This window comes from Nanhaiella sioensis (assembly GCF_046557775.1).
Lineage (GTDB): Bacteria > Bacillota > Bacilli > Bacillales > SM2101 > Nanhaiella > Nanhaiella sioensis.
Map to the genome: position 1 here is coordinate 3,990,200 of NZ_JBKAEG010000001.1, position 17,724 is coordinate 4,007,923.

At 36.2% G+C, this 17,724-nt stretch carries 15 protein-coding genes; all 15 read left to right on the forward strand.

The genetic code is table 11. The features are described from left to right. The first annotated feature begins 145 nt into the window (after positions 1-145). The 15 genes from V1503_RS18600 (at position 146) to V1503_RS18670 (ending at position 17,514) form a co-directional block, all read left to right on the forward strand. Entirely contained in the window at positions 146-406 is a 261-nt protein-coding gene (locus V1503_RS18600; protein ID WP_214482749.1) for a DUF3243 domain-containing protein, read from the forward strand. 427 nt (positions 407-833) lie between these two features. Beyond that, a complete protein-coding gene (locus tag V1503_RS18605) occupies positions 834-1,625 on the forward strand; it encodes a DUF3388 domain-containing protein (protein WP_214482750.1) in 792 nt (263 codons plus the stop codon). An 11-nt stretch (positions 1,626-1,636) separates the two neighbouring features. Then, a complete protein-coding gene (locus V1503_RS18610; protein ID WP_410628643.1) occupies positions 1,637-2,542 on the forward strand; it encodes a helix-turn-helix domain-containing protein in 906 nt (301 codons plus the stop codon). Positions 2,543-2,591: 49 nt separating this feature from the next. Next, a complete protein-coding gene (gene pgsA, locus V1503_RS18615; protein ID WP_410628644.1) occupies positions 2,592-3,188 on the forward strand; it encodes a CDP-diacylglycerol--glycerol-3-phosphate 3-phosphatidyltransferase in 597 nt (198 codons plus the stop codon). A gap of 131 nt (positions 3,189-3,319) precedes the next feature. Next, the gene (locus V1503_RS18620; RefSeq protein WP_410628645.1) at positions 3,320-4,558 is read left to right on the forward strand and encodes a competence/damage-inducible protein A; all 1,239 of its coding nucleotides are present in this window, start codon (positions 3,320-3,322) and stop codon (positions 4,556-4,558) included. A 327-nt stretch (positions 4,559-4,885) separates the two neighbouring features. Then, entirely contained in the window at positions 4,886-5,926 is a 1,041-nt protein-coding gene (gene recA / locus V1503_RS18625; protein ID WP_410628646.1) for a recombinase RecA, read from the forward strand. A 768-nt stretch (positions 5,927-6,694) separates the two neighbouring features. Further along, positions 6,695-8,266 carry a ribonuclease Y gene (gene rny, locus V1503_RS18630; protein WP_410628647.1) on the forward strand — a complete coding sequence of 524 codons (1,572 nt, stop codon included), beginning with the start codon at positions 6,695-6,697 and terminating at the stop codon, positions 8,264-8,266. Between the two features lie 78 nt (positions 8,267-8,344). Continuing rightward, a complete protein-coding gene (gene ymdB / locus V1503_RS18635) occupies positions 8,345-9,139 on the forward strand; it encodes a 2',3'-cyclic-nucleotide 2'-phosphodiesterase (RefSeq protein WP_410628648.1) in 795 nt (264 codons plus the stop codon). Between the two features lie 533 nt (positions 9,140-9,672). Then, positions 9,673-9,933 (forward strand): stage V sporulation protein SpoVS, encoded by a 261-nt coding sequence (gene spoVS / locus V1503_RS18640; protein ID WP_410628649.1) that lies wholly within the window; start codon positions 9,673-9,675, stop codon positions 9,931-9,933. Between the two features lie 284 nt (positions 9,934-10,217). Further along, positions 10,218-11,141 (forward strand): dipeptidase, encoded by a 924-nt coding sequence (locus V1503_RS18645; RefSeq protein WP_410628650.1) that lies wholly within the window; start codon positions 10,218-10,220, stop codon positions 11,139-11,141. 385 nt (positions 11,142-11,526) lie between these two features. Next, positions 11,527-13,266 carry a 2-oxoacid:acceptor oxidoreductase subunit alpha gene (locus V1503_RS18650; RefSeq protein WP_320258880.1) on the forward strand — a complete coding sequence of 580 codons (1,740 nt, stop codon included), beginning with the start codon at positions 11,527-11,529 and terminating at the stop codon, positions 13,264-13,266. Beyond that, complete coding sequence (locus tag V1503_RS18655) at positions 13,267-14,133, forward strand: 2-oxoacid:ferredoxin oxidoreductase subunit beta (protein ID WP_320258879.1); 867 nt, start codon at positions 13,267-13,269, stop codon at positions 14,131-14,133. Positions 14,134-14,317: 184 nt separating this feature from the next. Next, positions 14,318-15,856 carry a tRNA (N6-isopentenyl adenosine(37)-C2)-methylthiotransferase MiaB gene (gene miaB, locus V1503_RS18660; protein ID WP_410628651.1) on the forward strand — a complete coding sequence of 513 codons (1,539 nt, stop codon included), beginning with the start codon at positions 14,318-14,320 and terminating at the stop codon, positions 15,854-15,856. 1 nt (position 15,857) lies between these two features. After that, positions 15,858-16,289: a YlbF/YmcA family competence regulator gene (locus tag V1503_RS18665; protein WP_410628652.1), complete on the forward strand. Its 432-nt coding sequence runs from the start codon at positions 15,858-15,860 to the stop codon at positions 16,287-16,289. Between the two features lie 664 nt (positions 16,290-16,953). Next, the gene (locus V1503_RS18670; protein WP_410628653.1) at positions 16,954-17,514 is read left to right on the forward strand and encodes an outer spore coat protein CotE; all 561 of its coding nucleotides are present in this window, start codon (positions 16,954-16,956) and stop codon (positions 17,512-17,514) included. The last annotated feature ends 210 nt before the right edge of the window (positions 17,515-17,724 follow it).

Consider the following 17,724-nt stretch of genomic DNA (forward strand, 5'->3'; position numbering starts at 1 on the left):
ATAGCTGCTATGTTGGTTTAAAAGTTGCAACAAAGCTATGGGGAAGAGTCATTGCATAAAGTTCACTTAAATGTCATAGCTAGTTTGTATAAATTTTTGCCATTGAAACAAACTATAATTGACTACACATGAAGGAGGCTTTTGTATGTCTGTGCTAGATAATTTTGAACAATGGAAGGACTTTTTAGCAGATCGACTTCATCAAGCACAAGAAAGTGGCATGAATCAAAACACGGTATCGGATATTGCTTATCAAATTGGCGATTATTTATCCAACCAAGTAGAACCGAAGAATGCTCAGGAAAAAGTATTAGCTGATTTATGGCATGTAGCATCGAATGAGGAACAGCAGGCGATTGCGAATATGATGGTCAAGTTAGTTGAAAATGATGGGAGTAATCATTAAAGAGGGGGAGCTCCTCTCTTTTTTGATTTAATTGTAACGTTGGAAGGGGTAAAACCGCTCCTTAGCTATTCTAGATGATAGCTCTTGATTATATAAAAGAAATTTACCATGATATGTACTTTTCACTAATGGCTGTTTTATCAAAAAATGTTGTTTGTTGAAGAAATAAACATTCCCCAATTAGCATGCGTGGCATTATTTGTTATGTGAAATGATGGAAAACGTATAAATCAACTTCTTGCTTCAACCGTAACAAAGTTTCGAAAAGAGCCTGAAAGATACAATAATTAGTATAAAAAGTAATTAATTATCATTGGGTAAAGAATGCCCCTTTTATATTACATATAAATCATTTATTATAGTCTTATAGACTTATGTGTGATACGTAACTTAATATTTTTTTATAGTGCTGCATAGGGGGATTTGCATGCAAAAAAAAGAATGGTATTTAGAATACGAAATTCATAAAAATAGACCTGGCTTACTCGGGGATGTGTCATCTTTATTAGGGATGTTATCTATTAACATCGTTACAATCAATGGTGTTAAGGACCATCGACGTGGGTTATTATTGAGATGTGATCGGAATGAACAAATAGAACGTCTTGCATCAATTTTACAAACTATGGATAATATAACAGTGACAAAAATACGTGAACCGAAGCTACGAGATCGTTTAGCTGTTAGACATGGACGTTATATTCAAAGGGATGAGGACGATAAAAAAACATTTCGATTTGTCAGAGATGAGCTCGGCGTATTAGTTGATTTTATGGCAGAACTGTATAAACAAGAAGGTCATAAATTAATCGGTATACGCGGTATGCCAAGGGTTGGTAAAACTGAATCGGTCGTAGCTGCGAGCGTATGTGCAAATAAGCGATGGTTATTCGTATCTTCAACATTGCTTAAACAAACGGTCAGAAGCCAGCTCATTGAGGACGAATATAACGAAAATAATCTATTTATTATTGATGGTATTGTGTCAACGAAAAGGGCTTCAGAACGCCATTGGCAGCTAGTTCGGGAGATTATGAGGCTTCCAGCTGTCAAGGTAGTTGAGCATCCGGATATATTTGTTCGAAATACTGAATATAAGATGGACGATTTCGATTATATAATTGAACTACGGAATAATCCTGAAGAGGAAATAACGTACGATATTGTTGAACAACCACAAATGTTACAAGAATCTAGCTTATCTACATTTGATTTTTAGCAAATTGGAAGGTGTTTTCATTGACAGAACTAGGTAAAAGATTAAAAGAAGCAAGAGAAGAAAAAAATATTAGCATAGACGATTTACAAAAGTTAACGAAGATACAAAAACGTTATCTAATCGGAATTGAAGACGGTAATTATGATCGAATGCCTGGACAATTTTACGTGCGTGCCTTTATCAAATCGTATTGTGAAGCAGTTGAGTTAGATGCTGATCTTATTTTTGAACAATATGAAAATGAACTCCCTAGCTCATCTAATTCAGATTTACCTGGTCAGCTGTCGAGAGTACAGAGTCGTAAACAGATTTCACCAACAACAACTTCAAAAGTGGCAGATGTGCTACCAAAAGTATTAACAGGAGTTTTTGTTTTCGGACTTCTTATAGGTATCTACTTCATCGCGCTGAATTTTTTAGGTAATTCAGATGGTACTCCAGCGCAGGAAAATGGAGAAGAGCATCCGATTTTCGTTGAAGATAATTCAAAAGAAAATGATCCAGTTGAAGAGGTGGACAGCGAGCCTGCAGCAGAAGACGCTGATCAAGAAACTGATGTACAGGATGAAGAAGTGGACGAGCCTGAGGAAGTTGTAGAACAGGAACTTGAAGTGATAAATATACAAGGAAGAAATGTTTCAATGGAGTTATCTAATACAGAAGAATTTAATTTAGAGATTGTATCCACAGGAGATACTTGGGTTCAAGTAGTGAATGATCAAGGTGAAAAACTATATTCTACAAATTTAAATGCTGAGGATCAACCATTAGCCTACGACATGACTGAGGAAAGCAAGGTTGTAATTACAGCAGGCTTCACACCAGATACAGAAATAAATATAAATGGAGAAATGTTAGAGTTTCCAGAAGAAGCTGGAACAACCCAAGTAATTGAGATCCTCTTTAATAAACAATAAAGTCATCATTTTGATGGCTTTTTCTGATATATTATTGTACATGTAAGTTATGAAGGAGGAAGAATTTGTGAATATACCAAATAAGATTACCGTTTCACGTATTTTGTTAATTCCAGTGTTTTTGGTGATAATGCTTGCACCGCTATCCTGGGGACAATTGCAAATAGGCGGAGGAGAGATACCTGTTACACATTTCATTGGTGCTATCATTTTTATCATTGCTTCCACAACTGATTGGATTGACGGTTATTATGCAAGGAAATATAATCTCGTCACCAACTTAGGAAAATTTTTAGACCCTTTAGCTGATAAGCTATTAGTGTCAGCGGCGCTGATAACACTCGTTCAGTTTGAATTGGCACCTGCATGGATGGTCATAGTCATTATAAGTAGAGAATTTGCCGTAACAGGTTTACGACTTGTTCTAGCAGGTGGTGGTGAAGTTGTTGCTGCAAACATGCTTGGCAAGATTAAAACATGGGCACAAATTGTAGCCGTTTCTGCATTGCTATTACATAATATTCCTTTTGAAGCATGGTCGATTCCATTTGCTGATATAGCACTATGGATCGCAGTATTTTTCACAATTTGGTCTGGATGGGACTATTTTGCGAAAAATAAACAAGTATTTGCTAACTCAAAGTGAACCAGAATTTGAGACGATGCACGAAGTAGTATAATCTTTAATGAGGATGAGACGGGTTTCCTTCTCATCCTCATAATGTTAAAGGTACATCATGTAGCAGACTACACATGCTATTTTTACGGGGGGAAGACATGAACGCTGAGATTATAGCAGTTGGATCAGAGTTATTATTAGGGCAAATTGCGAATACAAATGCCCAATTTCTTTCGAAACAATTAGCAGAGCTAGGAATTAATGTTTATTTTCATACTGTAGTTGGGGATAATCAAGATCGATTAAAAAGGGTTGTTGAAACTGCAAAACAGCGGTCAAAATTAATTATCTTTACTGGAGGGTTAGGCCCAACAAAAGACGATCTAACTAAGGAAACGATGGCATCAATGCTACAGCAACAGCTAGTCATACATGAAAAGTCGCTTAAGAGAATTGAAGCGTACTATGAAAAAGTAAATCGTAAAATGACAGACAATAACAAAAAGCAAGCTGTTATTCTAGAAAAAGCAACGGTATTGCTTAATGACCATGGGATGGCACCAGGAATGGCTATAACAAAGGATCATGTCACATATATGCTATTACCAGGTCCTCCAATGGAAATGCAACCAATGTTTTTGAAATACGGGACAGAATATCTCAATAACCTGTTAGGTGTTCGGGAAAGAATCATATCTCGCGTATTAAGGTTCTTTGGAATTGGTGAGTCTAAGTTGGAAACTGAGATTGAAGATTTGATTGATAAACAAGTGAATCCGACGATTGCTCCGTTAGCATCTAACTTTGAAGTTAAACTTCGATTGACAGCTAAACATTCCTCAGTAGACAAAGCTAATGAGCTTCTTGATGATACAGAACAAGAAATACTAAGTCGTGTCGGTCAATATTTTTATGGCTATGAAAACACCTCACTATTAGAACATGCGGTTGCTGTTTTACAAGAAAAAAAACTGACGATAGCAAGCGCTGAAAGTTTAACTGGAGGCATGTTTATGAGTGAGTTAATAGCTGTTCCTGGTTCTTCATCTGTAGCCAAAGGTGGAATTGTAGCTTATACGAATGATATGAAGGAAACATTACTCAATGTTAACCGAACGACACTTATACAGGAAGGTGCCGTCAGTAAAGAGTGTGCACAACAAATGGCTGAGCATGTGAGGAAATCATGTAACTCTGACTGTGGAATTAGCTTTACTGGAGTTGCTGGGCCACAAAGCGTGGAAGGTAAAGATATAGGAACGGTCTTTATTGGACTTTCGATCAAAGATCATCCTACAGAAGTCTATTCATTGAAATTAGCTGGTTCTAGACAAATGATTAGAGAAAGAGCTATTAAATATGGATACTATTATTTACTCAAACAATTGAAAAAATAATCAGGCATAGGCTGCCCAACTTTTTTAGTTTCTTTGAATTAAAATATAAACAAAATATAATTAGTACGATGGGCATTTTTTCTGCTACAAGCGATGACTGTGTATTAAAACGATATTTTTTTCTATCAGTTAAGGAACTATAGCCATGAAAAATACGAAAAGAACTTAAGTTTTAGATCCCCAAATCTATTTTACAGAACAATGTTCTATTTTGCCTGATTGAGTTCACTTTTGAATAAAAAACGAATAGATGTTCGTTTTTTGCTTGGCAAATGTCTAAAAACAAGGTATAGTATAAAGTAGTAATGGAGATGAGGAGGAATAAATGTGAGTGATCGTCAAGCTGCATTAGATATGGCGTTAAAACAAATAGAAAAACAATTTGGTAAAGGATCAATAATGAAGTTAGGTGAACAGTCGGAGCGTCAAATATCTACCGTTCCTAGTGGTTCATTAGCATTGGATGTTGCGCTTGGAGCAGGTGGTTATCCACGTGGTCGTATCGTTGAAATATACGGACCTGAAAGCTCCGGTAAAACAACAGTTGCTCTTCATGCGATTGCTGAAGTGCAAGAACAAGGTGGTCAAGCTGCATTTATCGATGCTGAGCATGCGTTAGACCCTATTTATGCACAAAAGCTAGGTGTTAACATAGATGAACTATTGCTATCTCAGCCTGATACAGGTGAGCAGGCGTTAGAGATTGCTGAAGCACTTGTAAGAAGTGGTGCTGTTGATATTATAGTCATAGATTCGGTTGCAGCGCTCGTTCCAAAGGCTGAAATTGAAGGGGAGATGGGAGACTCTCATGTTGGCTTGCAAGCACGTCTTATGTCTCAAGCCTTACGTAAGCTCTCAGGAGCAATAAATAAATCTAAAACGATTACTATTTTCATTAACCAAATTCGTGAGAAGGTTGGTGTTATGTTCGGGAATCCGGAAACTACACCTGGTGGTCGTGCGTTAAAGTTTTATTCTTCAGTACGTTTAGAGGTTCGTCGAGCTGAACAGTTGAAGCAAGGAAATGATATCGTAGGTAATAAAACGAAATTAAAAGTAGTAAAGAATAAAGTGGCACCTCCGTTTAAAATAGCCGAGGTTGATATTATGTACGGAGAAGGAATTTCCAAAGAGGGAGAAATTCTTGATATGGGCTCTGAGCTCGATATTGTTCAGAAGAGCGGATCTTGGTACTCGTTTGAAGGTGAACGCCTAGGGCAAGGACGAGAAAATGCTAAACAATTCTTAATGGAAAATGCGGACATATCAAAACAAATACACGAACAAATTCGAGAACACTATGGCCTTAACAATACGACAGAGACGGTAAGTGACGATTCTCAAAGTGAACTCGAATTCAAAGAGTAAACAACATAAGCTTTAAAAGAAGGATACTTCATGCAGTATCCTTCTTTTTCATTTGAGCTGTTTTCACATTGTTGCTATTCATAAAAAGAGCTAAACACAAATATAGCTATCGCTCGGGGCATCTTTTCTTCTCAAAGGTTATGGACGTCATATAAAACACATCAGTTATTTAAATGTAAGTGAAAAAATGCAACAAAGTTTACGAAAACGGCCTTCATTTATCATTAATTCTATTCAATAGCTTACAACAGCAGGACATAGTATGGTAAATCACCTACCAGTTTATAAGGTTGTAGGAACAAGGTTTGAAGAAAGTCTGTCGCTGTTCAAGTCAAGGTTTGTGCGCTCTCTTCCAATATTAAGGAAAGATGGCAGTGGCAGGCCTTGACAATAAAATTACCCACCTTTACAATTAGTATGTATATTATACATGTTTGTTAATATTACAATTGTTACTATTAAGAATTTTTTCAAACAAAATTGGAGGACAGATAGGAAGAAGGAGCAATCGGTTGGTGTCAGGTGCAAGTGCAATGAAATAGTTGCCTCGTACTTATGAAGCACACGATGAAATTACTTGTGTAGGTATTTAACAATAAATTACCAACGATATTGAGTAAATTCACAGTCTTTTTCCAGGCTTATAACAGCCTCTAGTATTGGAACTTGAAAAGCCATTGTGCATGTTGGAATTTATTAAGGGAAAAATTACATGCCGACAGTTTGAATCTAGCAAGAAACAAGTATATAGCAAGAGGAGGTGAAATGATGGACAATCTCAATCCCATTATAATCATCACCATTTTGCTTGCCATAGTCGGTGCAGTTGTTGTTCTTTATATCTCACTTGTTCGTAAATCTAATGAGGCGAAAATCACAAGCGCAAAAAGCGCTGCTGAACAAATTATTAACGATGCAAATCGAGAGGCTGACGCGCTTAAAAAAGAAGCGCTTCTTGAGGCAAAGGATGAAATCCACAAACTTCGAACAGAAGCAGAAAAAGAAATTCGTGATCGAAGAAGCGAACTAAAAAAACAAGAAAATCGGTTAATGCATAAGGAAGAGAATCTTGATCGTAAGGATGAATCTTTATCTAAGCGAGAGAGTGTGTTAGAAAAAAAGGAGGATTCTCTAGGTCAAAGACAACAGCATATTGAAGAGATGGAAAGCAAAGTGGAAATGATGTTTAACAAACAACGTACAGAGCTTGAACGTATTTCTAGTTTGACACGTGAGGAAGCGAAACAAATCATTCTTGGCAATGTTGAAAAAGAGCTCGCACACGATGTTGCGATTACGATCAAAGAAGCAGAAAGTCGCGCTAAAGAAGAAGCTGATAAAAAGGCAAAAAACATTTTATCATTAGCCATTCAACGTTGTGCGGCTGATCATGTAGCGGAATCTACAGTTTCTGTCGTAAATCTGCCTAATGATGAAATGAAAGGACGAATCATTGGTCGGGAAGGTAGAAATATTCGAACTCTAGAAACGTTAACAGGTATTGATTTGATCATCGATGATACACCTGAAGCAGTGATTTTATCAGGCTTCGATCCGATTCGACGTGAAACGGCTCGCATTGCTTTAGATAAGCTTGTTCAAGATGGACGTATTCATCCAGCTCGTATTGAAGAAATGGTTGAAAAATCGAGAAGAGAAGTGGATGAATATATTCGTGAAATTGGTGAACAAACGACATTTGAAGTAGGTGTACATGGGCTCCATCCAGATTTAATCAAAATATTAGGTCGACTTAAGTACCGAACGAGTTATGGTCAAAACGTGTTGAAGCATTCAATGGAAGTCGCTTACTTGTCAGGGTTGTTGGCAGCTGAATTAGGTGAGGATGAGTTACTAGCTCGCCGAGCAGGATTACTTCATGATATTGGTAAGGCTATAGATCATGAGGTGGAAGGTAGTCATGTTGAAATTGGTGTAGAACTAGCTATGAAATACAAAGAGCATCCAATTGTTATAAATAGTATAGCTTCACACCATGGTGATACAGAGCCTACTTCTATCATTGCAGTATTAGTGGCTGCTGCCGATGCATTATCTGCAGCAAGACCTGGAGCAAGAAGTGAAACACTTGAAAACTATATAAGACGTCTCGAAAAGCTCGAAGAGATTTCTGAATCATTTGATGGTGTTGAGAAATCATTTGCAATTCAGGCGGGACGTGAAGTTCGAATTATGGTTAAACCAGATTCGATTGATGATCTGGAAGCTCACCGTTTAGCTCGTGAGATTAGAAAGAAAATCGAAGATGAGCTCGATTATCCAGGTCACATAAAAGTGACAGTGATTCGGGAAACACGAGCTGTCGAATATGCAAAATAAAGTGGTTTTTACCACTTTATTTTTTTTGTTTTGGCAAAACTGATAATAAATTGTACAAATATAAAGGGGTTGAAAAAAATGAAAATTTTATTTATTGGAGATGTAGTTGGCTCACCAGGAAGGGATATGGTTAATGAATATGTTCCTAAATTAAAAAAGAAATACCTCCCTTCAGTCACTATTATTAATGGTGAAAATGCAGCAGGGGGTAAAGGGATAACGGAAAAAATATACCACGGTTTTATTAATGCTGGAGCACAAGCTGTTACACTTGGTAATCATACGTGGGATAACAGAGATATATTTGAGTTTATTGACTCTGCGAAATACATGATACGCCCTGCAAATTTTCCAGAAGGTGTACCAGGTAAAGGCATCGTTTATATCCCTTGTGAAGGTCGTGAGGTAGCCATTATTAATTTACAAGGAAGGACATTTTTAAATCCAAATGACTGCCCATTTACAAAAGCAGATGAATTAATTGAAGAAGCAAGCAAGCGAACCAAAATCATTTTTGTAGATTTTCATGCTGAAGCCACGAGTGAAAAACAAGCAATGGGTTGGTATTTAGATGGAAGGGTATCTGCTGTTGTAGGAACGCATACACATGTGCAAACGGCCGATCATCGCATACTACCTCAAGGTTCTGCATATATAACTGACGTAGGTATGACAGGTCCATATGATGGAATATTAGGTGTTGACAGAGAAGCTGTTTTGAAGCGTTTTTTGACTAACCTCCCTGTTCGGTTTGAAGTAACCGATGGAAGAGCTCAACTTAATGCTGTAGTCATTGATATTGACAACAAAACGGGTAAAGCTAAAGGGATTAACCGCATTATTATTAATGATGATCATCCATACTTTGATTAAACTTTTTTCGTAAGGCTCTTTTCGTCAACGTTGTCTTTTTTCACTAATTGTTAAAACTCTGATGTATATATGTGATTGTAACAGTCCTTAGAGAAGAAAAGATGCCCCGTTCGCTAGATCTACACGTGTTTATAACTTAGTACGTAAAGAAACTATAATTATTAAAACTTCTTTAACTAAGGCTCTTTTTGTCAACTTTGTTGCTATTCTATTAGGTAATATGTGATTGTTACGTTCTTACATAAGAAAACTATAGTTGAAACGTGTTTATTTCTTAAGTGGCTTATTAATTATGAATTCGAAAAGGGATGTATCGAGAGTTGTAGCTTTGCTGGTCATCGGACTGTAAAAAAACCTATTTATCCAACCTTGTTTCTCCAGAAATTAAGATTTTTGTGAATTTTTTGATAAAAGATTAAAAACTTGCAGGAATACTATATGTGACTACTGAATATAGTATCAATGGGCTTATATATATAAAATGTTCTACTGAACACTTATCATTCACAGTAAAAAACAAGGAGGAACTAGGAATGGAAATATTAAAGGTTTCAGCAAAGTCTAACCCTAATTCTGTGGCTGGTGCACTTGCAGGAGTATTACGAGAAAGAGGGCAAGCAGAAATTCAAGCGATTGGGGCAGGTGCATTGAATCAAGCAGTGAAAGCGGTAGCGATAGCAAGAGGTTTTGTAGCTCCAAGTGGTGTTGATCTCATTTGTATCCCAGCGTTTACGGACATCCAAATTGATGGAGAAGAACGGACGGCAATCAAATTGATTATTGAACCTCGCTAGGTTCATTGTTAGAATTTTACTCTAGAAGTTAGCATAAACCTGTTTGCGAATACTGCAAACAGGTTGTTTTTATAGTATAAGAAAATACAGTTAGCTACGCTTCTTTTCGCTTGACAAGTGATACGATCGTAAAGCTCCACATATGCGTCCCCATCCTCAGTAGATGATATACGCTAATAAGAAAAGATGCCATGAGGGATTAGTTTATATACTTGTAATGTGTTTGTACGAATACCAACAATCATGTTTGAGAAAACTCTTATGATAAGAGAGGAGGAGCAAGAATGAATATATTTGATGCACATTGCGATGTTTTATTAAAGATGTGGCTCAATCCATCTATTTCATTCAAAAATGATAAGTCATTACATATAACTTACGAGCAAATGATTGCGACAAAAAGTAAAATACAATGCTTTGCGATTTATATTCCTGAATCTGTTAGTAATATAGACAAATTTGACGTCGCATTAGAAATGATAGATATATTTTATAATCAAATCATTGCTAAATACGATCATATTAAACTAGTTAAAACAAAAAAAGATATTAACACCTTAAACCGCAATGAAATTGGTGCTATGTTAACACTTGAAGGGTGCGATTGTATAGGGTGGAGTATAACTAGGTTAAAAACACTACTCCAGCTAGGAGTATCTTCTGTTGGTTTAACATGGAATTATGGCAATACTGTAGCTGACGGTATATTAGAAGAGCGTGGAGCCGGGCTCTCATCATTTGGAAAAGAGGTTGTTCGAACATTAAATGATCAAAAAGTTTGGACAGATGTCTCACATTTATCAGAGCATGGATTTTGGGACGTAATGGCATTAGCGGACTATCCAATTGCATCACATTCGAATTGTTATAAGCTTTGTGACCATCCGCGCAATTTACATAACAATCAAATTAAAGCAATGATCGAGAAAGATGGCATGATAGGTGTTACCTTCGTTCCACAGTTTTTATCCGTACACGGTCATGCAGGTATAGCAGATATATTGTTACATATAGAACATTTATGTTCTTTAGGAGGGGCTAAAAACATTGGGTTTGGTTCTGATTTCGATGGGATTTCTACAACAGTAAGAGGTATGGGAAGCTTTAAGTGCTATATGCATTTAATCGAAGAATTACATAAATATTATAGCGATGAGTTAGTAAGAAGTTTTTTATATCAAAATTTTGTAGAACATTTACCTGAATAATAAATGTATTTTTTCGAAAACAAAAAAATTATTCATATAATCGACAAATTTTATGTTGAAACACTTGCAATTTTTTGATTATAGGTCTAGAATTGTAAGCGTTTAGTACATCCAAACATTTCATAATTGTTATTCATCAAAAACATTTTAGATCACCATGTAAGTGTCTTGGTTGGAACGTGCTATAACAAATTGTACATGTTCAAAAGGGAAAGAAAATGATGAAGGTACCAATAATTTACTTGTATGCGCTTTAAATGTGTAAATACAAAATAGCGGGTATGAGGAGAATATCAAACCATTGTATGACTGAAACTTTTTGAACATTCTCAAACAAATGCTGTTAAATATATAATATTGAACGTATTCCAAAGGGGTGTAAGACATGATCAATCAACTTTCATGGAAAGTTGGCGGACAACAAGGGGAAGGTATTGAAAGTACAGGAGAAATTTTCTCAGTAGCGTTAAACCGATTAGGGTATTATTTATATGGGTATCGCCATTTTTCCTCACGTATTAAAGGTGGTCATACGAATAACAAAATTCGCGTTAGTACAACTCAGGTTCGTGCTATTTCTGATGATTTAGATATACTAGTAGCATTTGACCAAGAAACAATTGATGTTAACTTTAGTGAGTTACGTGATGGTGGGATTGTAATTGCTGATGCAAAGTTTAACCCGACCATTCCAGATGATTCGAAAGTAGCATTGTATGCGGTTCCATTCACGGAGATTGCAACTGATTTAGGCACTTCGTTAATGAAAAATATGGTTGCTGTAGGTGCTTCTAGTGAGTTACTTGACATTGACACGAAGGTGTTCTTTGAAGTAATTGACGAAAAATTTGGCCGGAAAGGTCAACAAATTGTCGATAAAAACATGGAAGCAATTCAAGCTGGCGCTGATTTTATGAAGCAACAGCTCGGTAACAATAATAAAGAGATGAAAATTGAAAAAGCAGATGGTAAAAAGCGTCTGTTTATGATAGGTAACGATGCGATTGCATTAGGTGCATTAGCTGGAGGGGCAAGATTTATGCCTGCATATCCTATTACACCAGCTTCAGAAATCATGGAGTATTTAATTAAAACGCTACCTAAATTTGGTGGAACAGTTATACAAACTGAAGACGAAATTGCTGCTTGTACAATGGCAATTGGTGCTAATTATGCGGGAGTACGAACTCTAACAGCATCAGCTGGACCTGGTCTATCGTTAATGATGGAGGCAATTGGACTATCTGGTATTACAGAAACGCCACTTGTGATTGTTGATACACAGCGTGGAGGACCAAGTACTGGATTACCAACTAAACAAGAACAGTCAGATTTAATGGCTATGATTTATGGAACACATGGTGAAATTCCAAAAATCGTAATGGCCCCAAGTACAGTACAGGAAGCATTCTACGATTCTATAGAAGCATTTAACTTAGCAGAAGAGTATCAATGCCCAGTCATTCTTTTAACAGATCTGCAACTGTCTCTTGGAAAACAAACAGTTGAGCCACTTGATTATGATAAAATTGAAATTCGTCGTGGTAAACTTCAACTTAATGAAGAATTACCTGAATTAGAAAATAAAGCTTACTTTAAGCGTTATGAAGTAACTGAAGATGGGATTTCACCACGTGTAGTACCAGGAACAAAACATGGTATACATCATGTAACGGGTGTTGAACATGCTGAAACTGGAAAACCATCTGAAGATGCAGAAAATCGTCAATTACAGATGGATAAAAGATTCCGTAAACTTGATCAGATGAAATTTGATACACCTGTCTACAAAAACTGTCAACATGAAGATGCGGACATACTAATCGTTGGTTTTAATTCCACACGTGGAGCGATTGAAGAAGCCATGACACGTTTAGAAGAAGACGGTATCAAGGTGAATCATGCGCACGTTCGTTTAGTGCATCCATTCCCAACTGATGAGATTCAACCGCTTATTCAAAAGGCGAAAAAGGTCGTTGTCGTTGAAAACAACGCTACTGGTCAACTTGCAAGTATTATGAAAATGAACGTAGGATTCGGAGAAAAAATAACATCTGTCTTAAAATATGATGGAAATCCATTCCTGCCACATGAAATACACACAAAATGCAAGGAGATGTTCTAAATGGCGACGTTTAAAGATTTTCGAAATAATGTCAAACCAAATTGGTGTCCAGGGTGCGGAGATTTCTCAGTACAAGCTGCCATTCAAAGAGCAGCTGCGAATGTTGGCTTACAACCTGAGGAATTAGCAGTAGTATCAGGTATTGGATGTTCAGGGCGCATATCTGGATATATTAACTCATACGGGTTCCATGGTATCCACGGTCGTTCTTTACCTATAGCTCAAGGTGTGAAGATGGCTAACCGTGATTTAACTGTCATCGCTTCAGGTGGAGATGGAGATGGCTTTGCAATTGGTATGGGGCATACAGTACATGCGATTCGTAGAAATATCGATGTAACATACATTGTCATGGATAATCAAATTTATGGTTTAACAAAAGGTCAAACTTCACCACGTAGTGAAGTAGGGTTTAAAACAAAAAGTACACCAAAAGGTTCTATTGAATCTTCCTTATCGGTAATGGAGATGGCATTAACAGCAGGAGCTACATTTGTTGCACAAAGTTTTTCTACCGATTTGAAAGAGTTAACTTCATTAATTGAAGCTGGAATTAATCATAAAGGATTCTCGTTAATTAATGTATTTAGCCCATGTGTTACGTACAATAAAACGAATACGTATGATTGGTTTAAAGAAAATCTAACAAGTCTAAAAACGATTGAAGGATATGATCCTAACAATCGTATGACAGCGATGCAAACATTGATGGAGCATAACGGTTTAGTAACTGGATTAATCTATCAAAACAACGAGCAACCATCTTATCAAGAGTTGGTTTATGGCTATAGTGAAGATCCGTTAACAAATGCTGATTTAAGTATTAGCAAAGATAAATTCGATGAACTCGTAGCAGAATTTATGTAATTTGATCATTAAAAAAAGCAACAAAACACTAGCGGTTTTGTTGCTTTTTCTCTACCTATAAATATGTGGTTAATTTGTAACAAAGCTTTGTTTTTATTGTTTATTATTTGTATTACCATTATACTATGATAATGTGTGTAAGTATTTTTAGTTTTGCAGTGATATGTACGAAAGGAGATATATAATGAACGAAAAGCAACGCTTAGAATCACAACAAGTAGAGCAACCTAATCCTTCGGACAAAAAATCCGCCAAGGATTATAGTCAGTATTTTGATAGTGTTTATCAGGCGCCGTCTTTATCAGATGCTAAAAAACGTGGTAAAGAAGATGTTCTTATCCAGCGTGATTTTGAACTGCCAGAGGACATGATCGGAATAGGTACTGGGCGTAAGTTTTATATCCGAACTTATGGCTGTCAAATGAATGAACATGATACAGAAGTCATGGCAGGTATTTTACTAGGGTTAGGCTATGAATCAACAGATACGGTTGATGATGCAGATATTATTCTATTAAATACATGTGCAATTCGAGAAAATGCTGAGAATAAAGTATTTGGTGAACTTGGTCATCTTAAGCATTTAAAAAAGAACAACCCTAACGTATTATTAGGTGTTTGTGGATGTATGTCCCAAGAAGAATCGGTTGTCAATAAAATATTACAAAAACACCATCATGTTGATATGATATTTGGAACTCACAATATTCACCGATTACCACAGATTGTTAAAGAAGCTATGCTTAGCAAAGAGATGGTTGTTGAAGTATGGTCAAAAGAGGGGGATGTTATCGAAAATCTCCCGAAAGTGCGTAAAGGGGATATTAAAGCTTGGGTAAATATTATGTATGGCTGTGACAAGTTCTGTACTTACTGTATCGTGCCATATACTCGTGGAAAAGAGCGCAGTAGACGACCTGAAGACATCATTGAAGAAGTTCGTCACTTAGCTAGGAATGGTTATAAGGAAATTACACTCTTAGGCCAAAATGTGAATGCATACGGTAAAGATTTGGAAGGTATTGACTATGGTTTAGGAGATTTAATGGACGAACTAAGAAAAATTGAAGTTGCTCGTATCCGTTTTACAACTAGCCATCCTCGTGACTTTGATGATCGCCTTATAGAAGTATTGGCTAAAGGCGGAAACTTAGTCGACCATATTCATTTACCTGTTCAATCTGGGAGCACTGATGTGTTGAAAATTATGGCACGTAAATATTCCCGTGAGCATTATTTAGAATTAGTAAGAAAAATAAAAGAAGCTATTCCATCTGTATCATTAACGACTGATATCATTGTAGGATTCCCGAATGAAACAGACGATCAATTTGAGGAAACCTTATCATTGTATCGAGAAGTTGGATTTGATTCTGCGTATACATTTATTTATTCACCTAGAGAGGGTACTCCGGCAGCTAAGATGCAAGATAATATTCCGATGGAAGTGAAGAAAGAACGTTTGCAGAGACTTAATGCAGTTGTAAATGAATTTTCTGCTATTAAAATGAAAGAACATGAAGGCAAAATCGTTGAAGTACTTGTAGAGGGTGAAAGTAAAAATAATCCAGAAGTGCTTGCGGGTTACACAGAAAAGAATAAGCTTGTTAATTTCAGAGCTCCTAAATCAGTTATTGGTCAAATTGTAAAAGTGAAGATCACACAAGCAAAAACATGGACATTAGATGGTGAATTGATAGAAGAAGTAGCAGAGGTGAATTAAGATGACTAAGTATACTAAAGATGATCTTGTTGCACGTGCTCGTGATTTAGCGAAGATGATTGCGGATACGGGAGAAGTAGAACTGTTTAAACAAACGGAAGAGAAAATTAATGAAAATCAAAAAGTAAGAGAAACGATTGCTTTGATTAAGAGCTTGCAAAAACAAGCAGTTAATTTTCAACATTATGGTAAGCATGAGGCATTAAAACAAGTGGAAGAAAAAATTGATAAACTTCATGCTGAAATAGATGAATTGCCGATCGTTCAGGAATTTAAATCATCGCAAATTCATGTGAATGATTTACTTCAACTCGTTGCATCAACAATTACGAATACAGTTACCGATGAAATAATTGTCTCTACAGGTGGAGATGTACTCCGTGGAGAGACAGGCTCAAAAGTTAAAGCAAGTAGTGGAAGCAGTTGTCACTAAGCTTTTAAGCAATCTATTATTTAAGGTAAGAGAGCATTGGATACATATCAATGCTCTTTTTGATATTTGTAAAGATTAGCTAGCATTGGACTTTCCTGCATGAATTGTTGATTGTCACACTAACAGTTAAATAGGAATATAAATATCGTTCCTGGCATCTTCTTTCTGTACAACGATGACTAATAATGTAAACCACTTTTTGGAATTAAAAGATAACAATAGCAACAAAGTTTATGAAAAGAGCCATTAATTAAAAGCTACTAACTGATTAAATGTAATAAAAAATGCAACAAAGTCAACGAGCTTTAGTTTTGTAGATCAAACTCAAGTCTCCTTGAGAACACTATAACTCTCACACTTAAAGTTAAAAAGTCCTTCATATTATATAGCTCCAAAGATTAAGAAGCTTCCAATTTCTCTACACTCTAGAGTCAATCATACCTATTGAACCTATGTCAAAAGGTACCTTCGGGTATAGTGAACAAATCAGTCTATGCTATTTTTCTAAATAAATTTTAAAAATAGGTACATATCTAGATTTTGCGACATACAATGAACTATACGGCTATATTTAATACATCACATAATTGTTTTTGTAATAGGCACAATAGTCATTTGCCCTGCATAGGATGGAAAGAAGATTGATTGAGGAGGGTATACTTGTATGTCACAACATAGAGAAATTATTACTAAAGCTGTAATAGGAAGAGGGCGTAAGTTCACCCAAGCAACACACACATTTTCTCCGTCCCATAAACCTACTAGTATTTTAGGTTGTTGGATTATAAACCACCAATATGAGGCAAAAAAACGAGAATCTACTGTTGAATTAGATGGTACTTATGACATTAATGTATGGTATTCATTCAGTGATAATACTAAAACAGAAGTCGTAACAGAAAAAGTTGCATATACAGATGTGATCAAATTAAAATACAAAGATGAAAATTATTTAGACGGTGGTCAAGAAGTTGTAGCAAAAGTTCTACAGCAGCCTAATACGCTGGAAGCGACCATTTCTCCAAATGGTAATAAAGTAATCGTTCAAGTGGAGAGGGAATTTCTAGCAGAAGTAATTGGGGAAACGAAAGTCTGGGTTGTCATTGATCCTGATGGAGAGTTCGAAGAAGAATGGGATGATGAAGAGTTAGACGATGAGGAATTAGATGATGAAGAATTTGAAGATTTGAATCCTGATTTTCTAATAGAAGACGTAGAAGAATAATAAAGAACTAGGGAGCCAGACTTCCTAGTTTTTTACTTGTCAGAAGCAAGTTCTGCCTTATGAATTTATTTGAAATGATACTCTTGTTGTAGTGGTACCATTCTTAAACTTTGTCATTAATATGTTTTACGATCAGCTAAATAGGCTTCAGAAGATTCGTGGCATCTTTTCTTCTCTAAAAATCGTCCCACTCATACACATCAGAGTTTA

Bases quoted from the DNA above. Each gene is read 5' to 3' on its own strand.
- V1503_RS18600 (WP_214482749.1), top strand. From the start codon at position 146: ATGTCTGTGCTAGATAATTTTGAACAATGGAAGGACTTTTTAGCAGAT.
- V1503_RS18605 (WP_214482750.1), top strand. From the start codon at position 834: ATGCAAAAAAAAGAATGGTATTTAGAATACGAAATTCATAAAAATAGA.
- pgsA (WP_410628644.1), top strand. From the start codon at position 2,592: ATGAAGGAGGAAGAATTTGTGAATATACCAAATAAGATTACCGTTTCA.
- V1503_RS18620 (WP_410628645.1), top strand. From the start codon at position 3,320: ATGAACGCTGAGATTATAGCAGTTGGATCAGAGTTATTATTAGGGCAA.
- rny (WP_410628647.1), top strand. From the start codon at position 6,695: ATGGACAATCTCAATCCCATTATAATCATCACCATTTTGCTTGCCATA.
- ymdB (WP_410628648.1), top strand. From the start codon at position 8,345: ATGAAAATTTTATTTATTGGAGATGTAGTTGGCTCACCAGGAAGGGAT.
- spoVS (WP_410628649.1), top strand. From the start codon at position 9,673: ATGGAAATATTAAAGGTTTCAGCAAAGTCTAACCCTAATTCTGTGGCT.
- V1503_RS18645 (WP_410628650.1), top strand. From the start codon at position 10,218: ATGAATATATTTGATGCACATTGCGATGTTTTATTAAAGATGTGGCTC.
- V1503_RS18650 (WP_320258880.1), top strand. From the start codon at position 11,527: ATGATCAATCAACTTTCATGGAAAGTTGGCGGACAACAAGGGGAAGGT.
- V1503_RS18655 (WP_320258879.1), top strand. From the start codon at position 13,267: ATGGCGACGTTTAAAGATTTTCGAAATAATGTCAAACCAAATTGGTGT.
- miaB (WP_410628651.1), top strand. From the start codon at position 14,318: ATGAACGAAAAGCAACGCTTAGAATCACAACAAGTAGAGCAACCTAAT.
- V1503_RS18665 (WP_410628652.1), top strand. From the start codon at position 15,858: ATGACTAAGTATACTAAAGATGATCTTGTTGCACGTGCTCGTGATTTA.
- V1503_RS18670 (WP_410628653.1), top strand. From the start codon at position 16,954: ATGTCACAACATAGAGAAATTATTACTAAAGCTGTAATAGGAAGAGGG.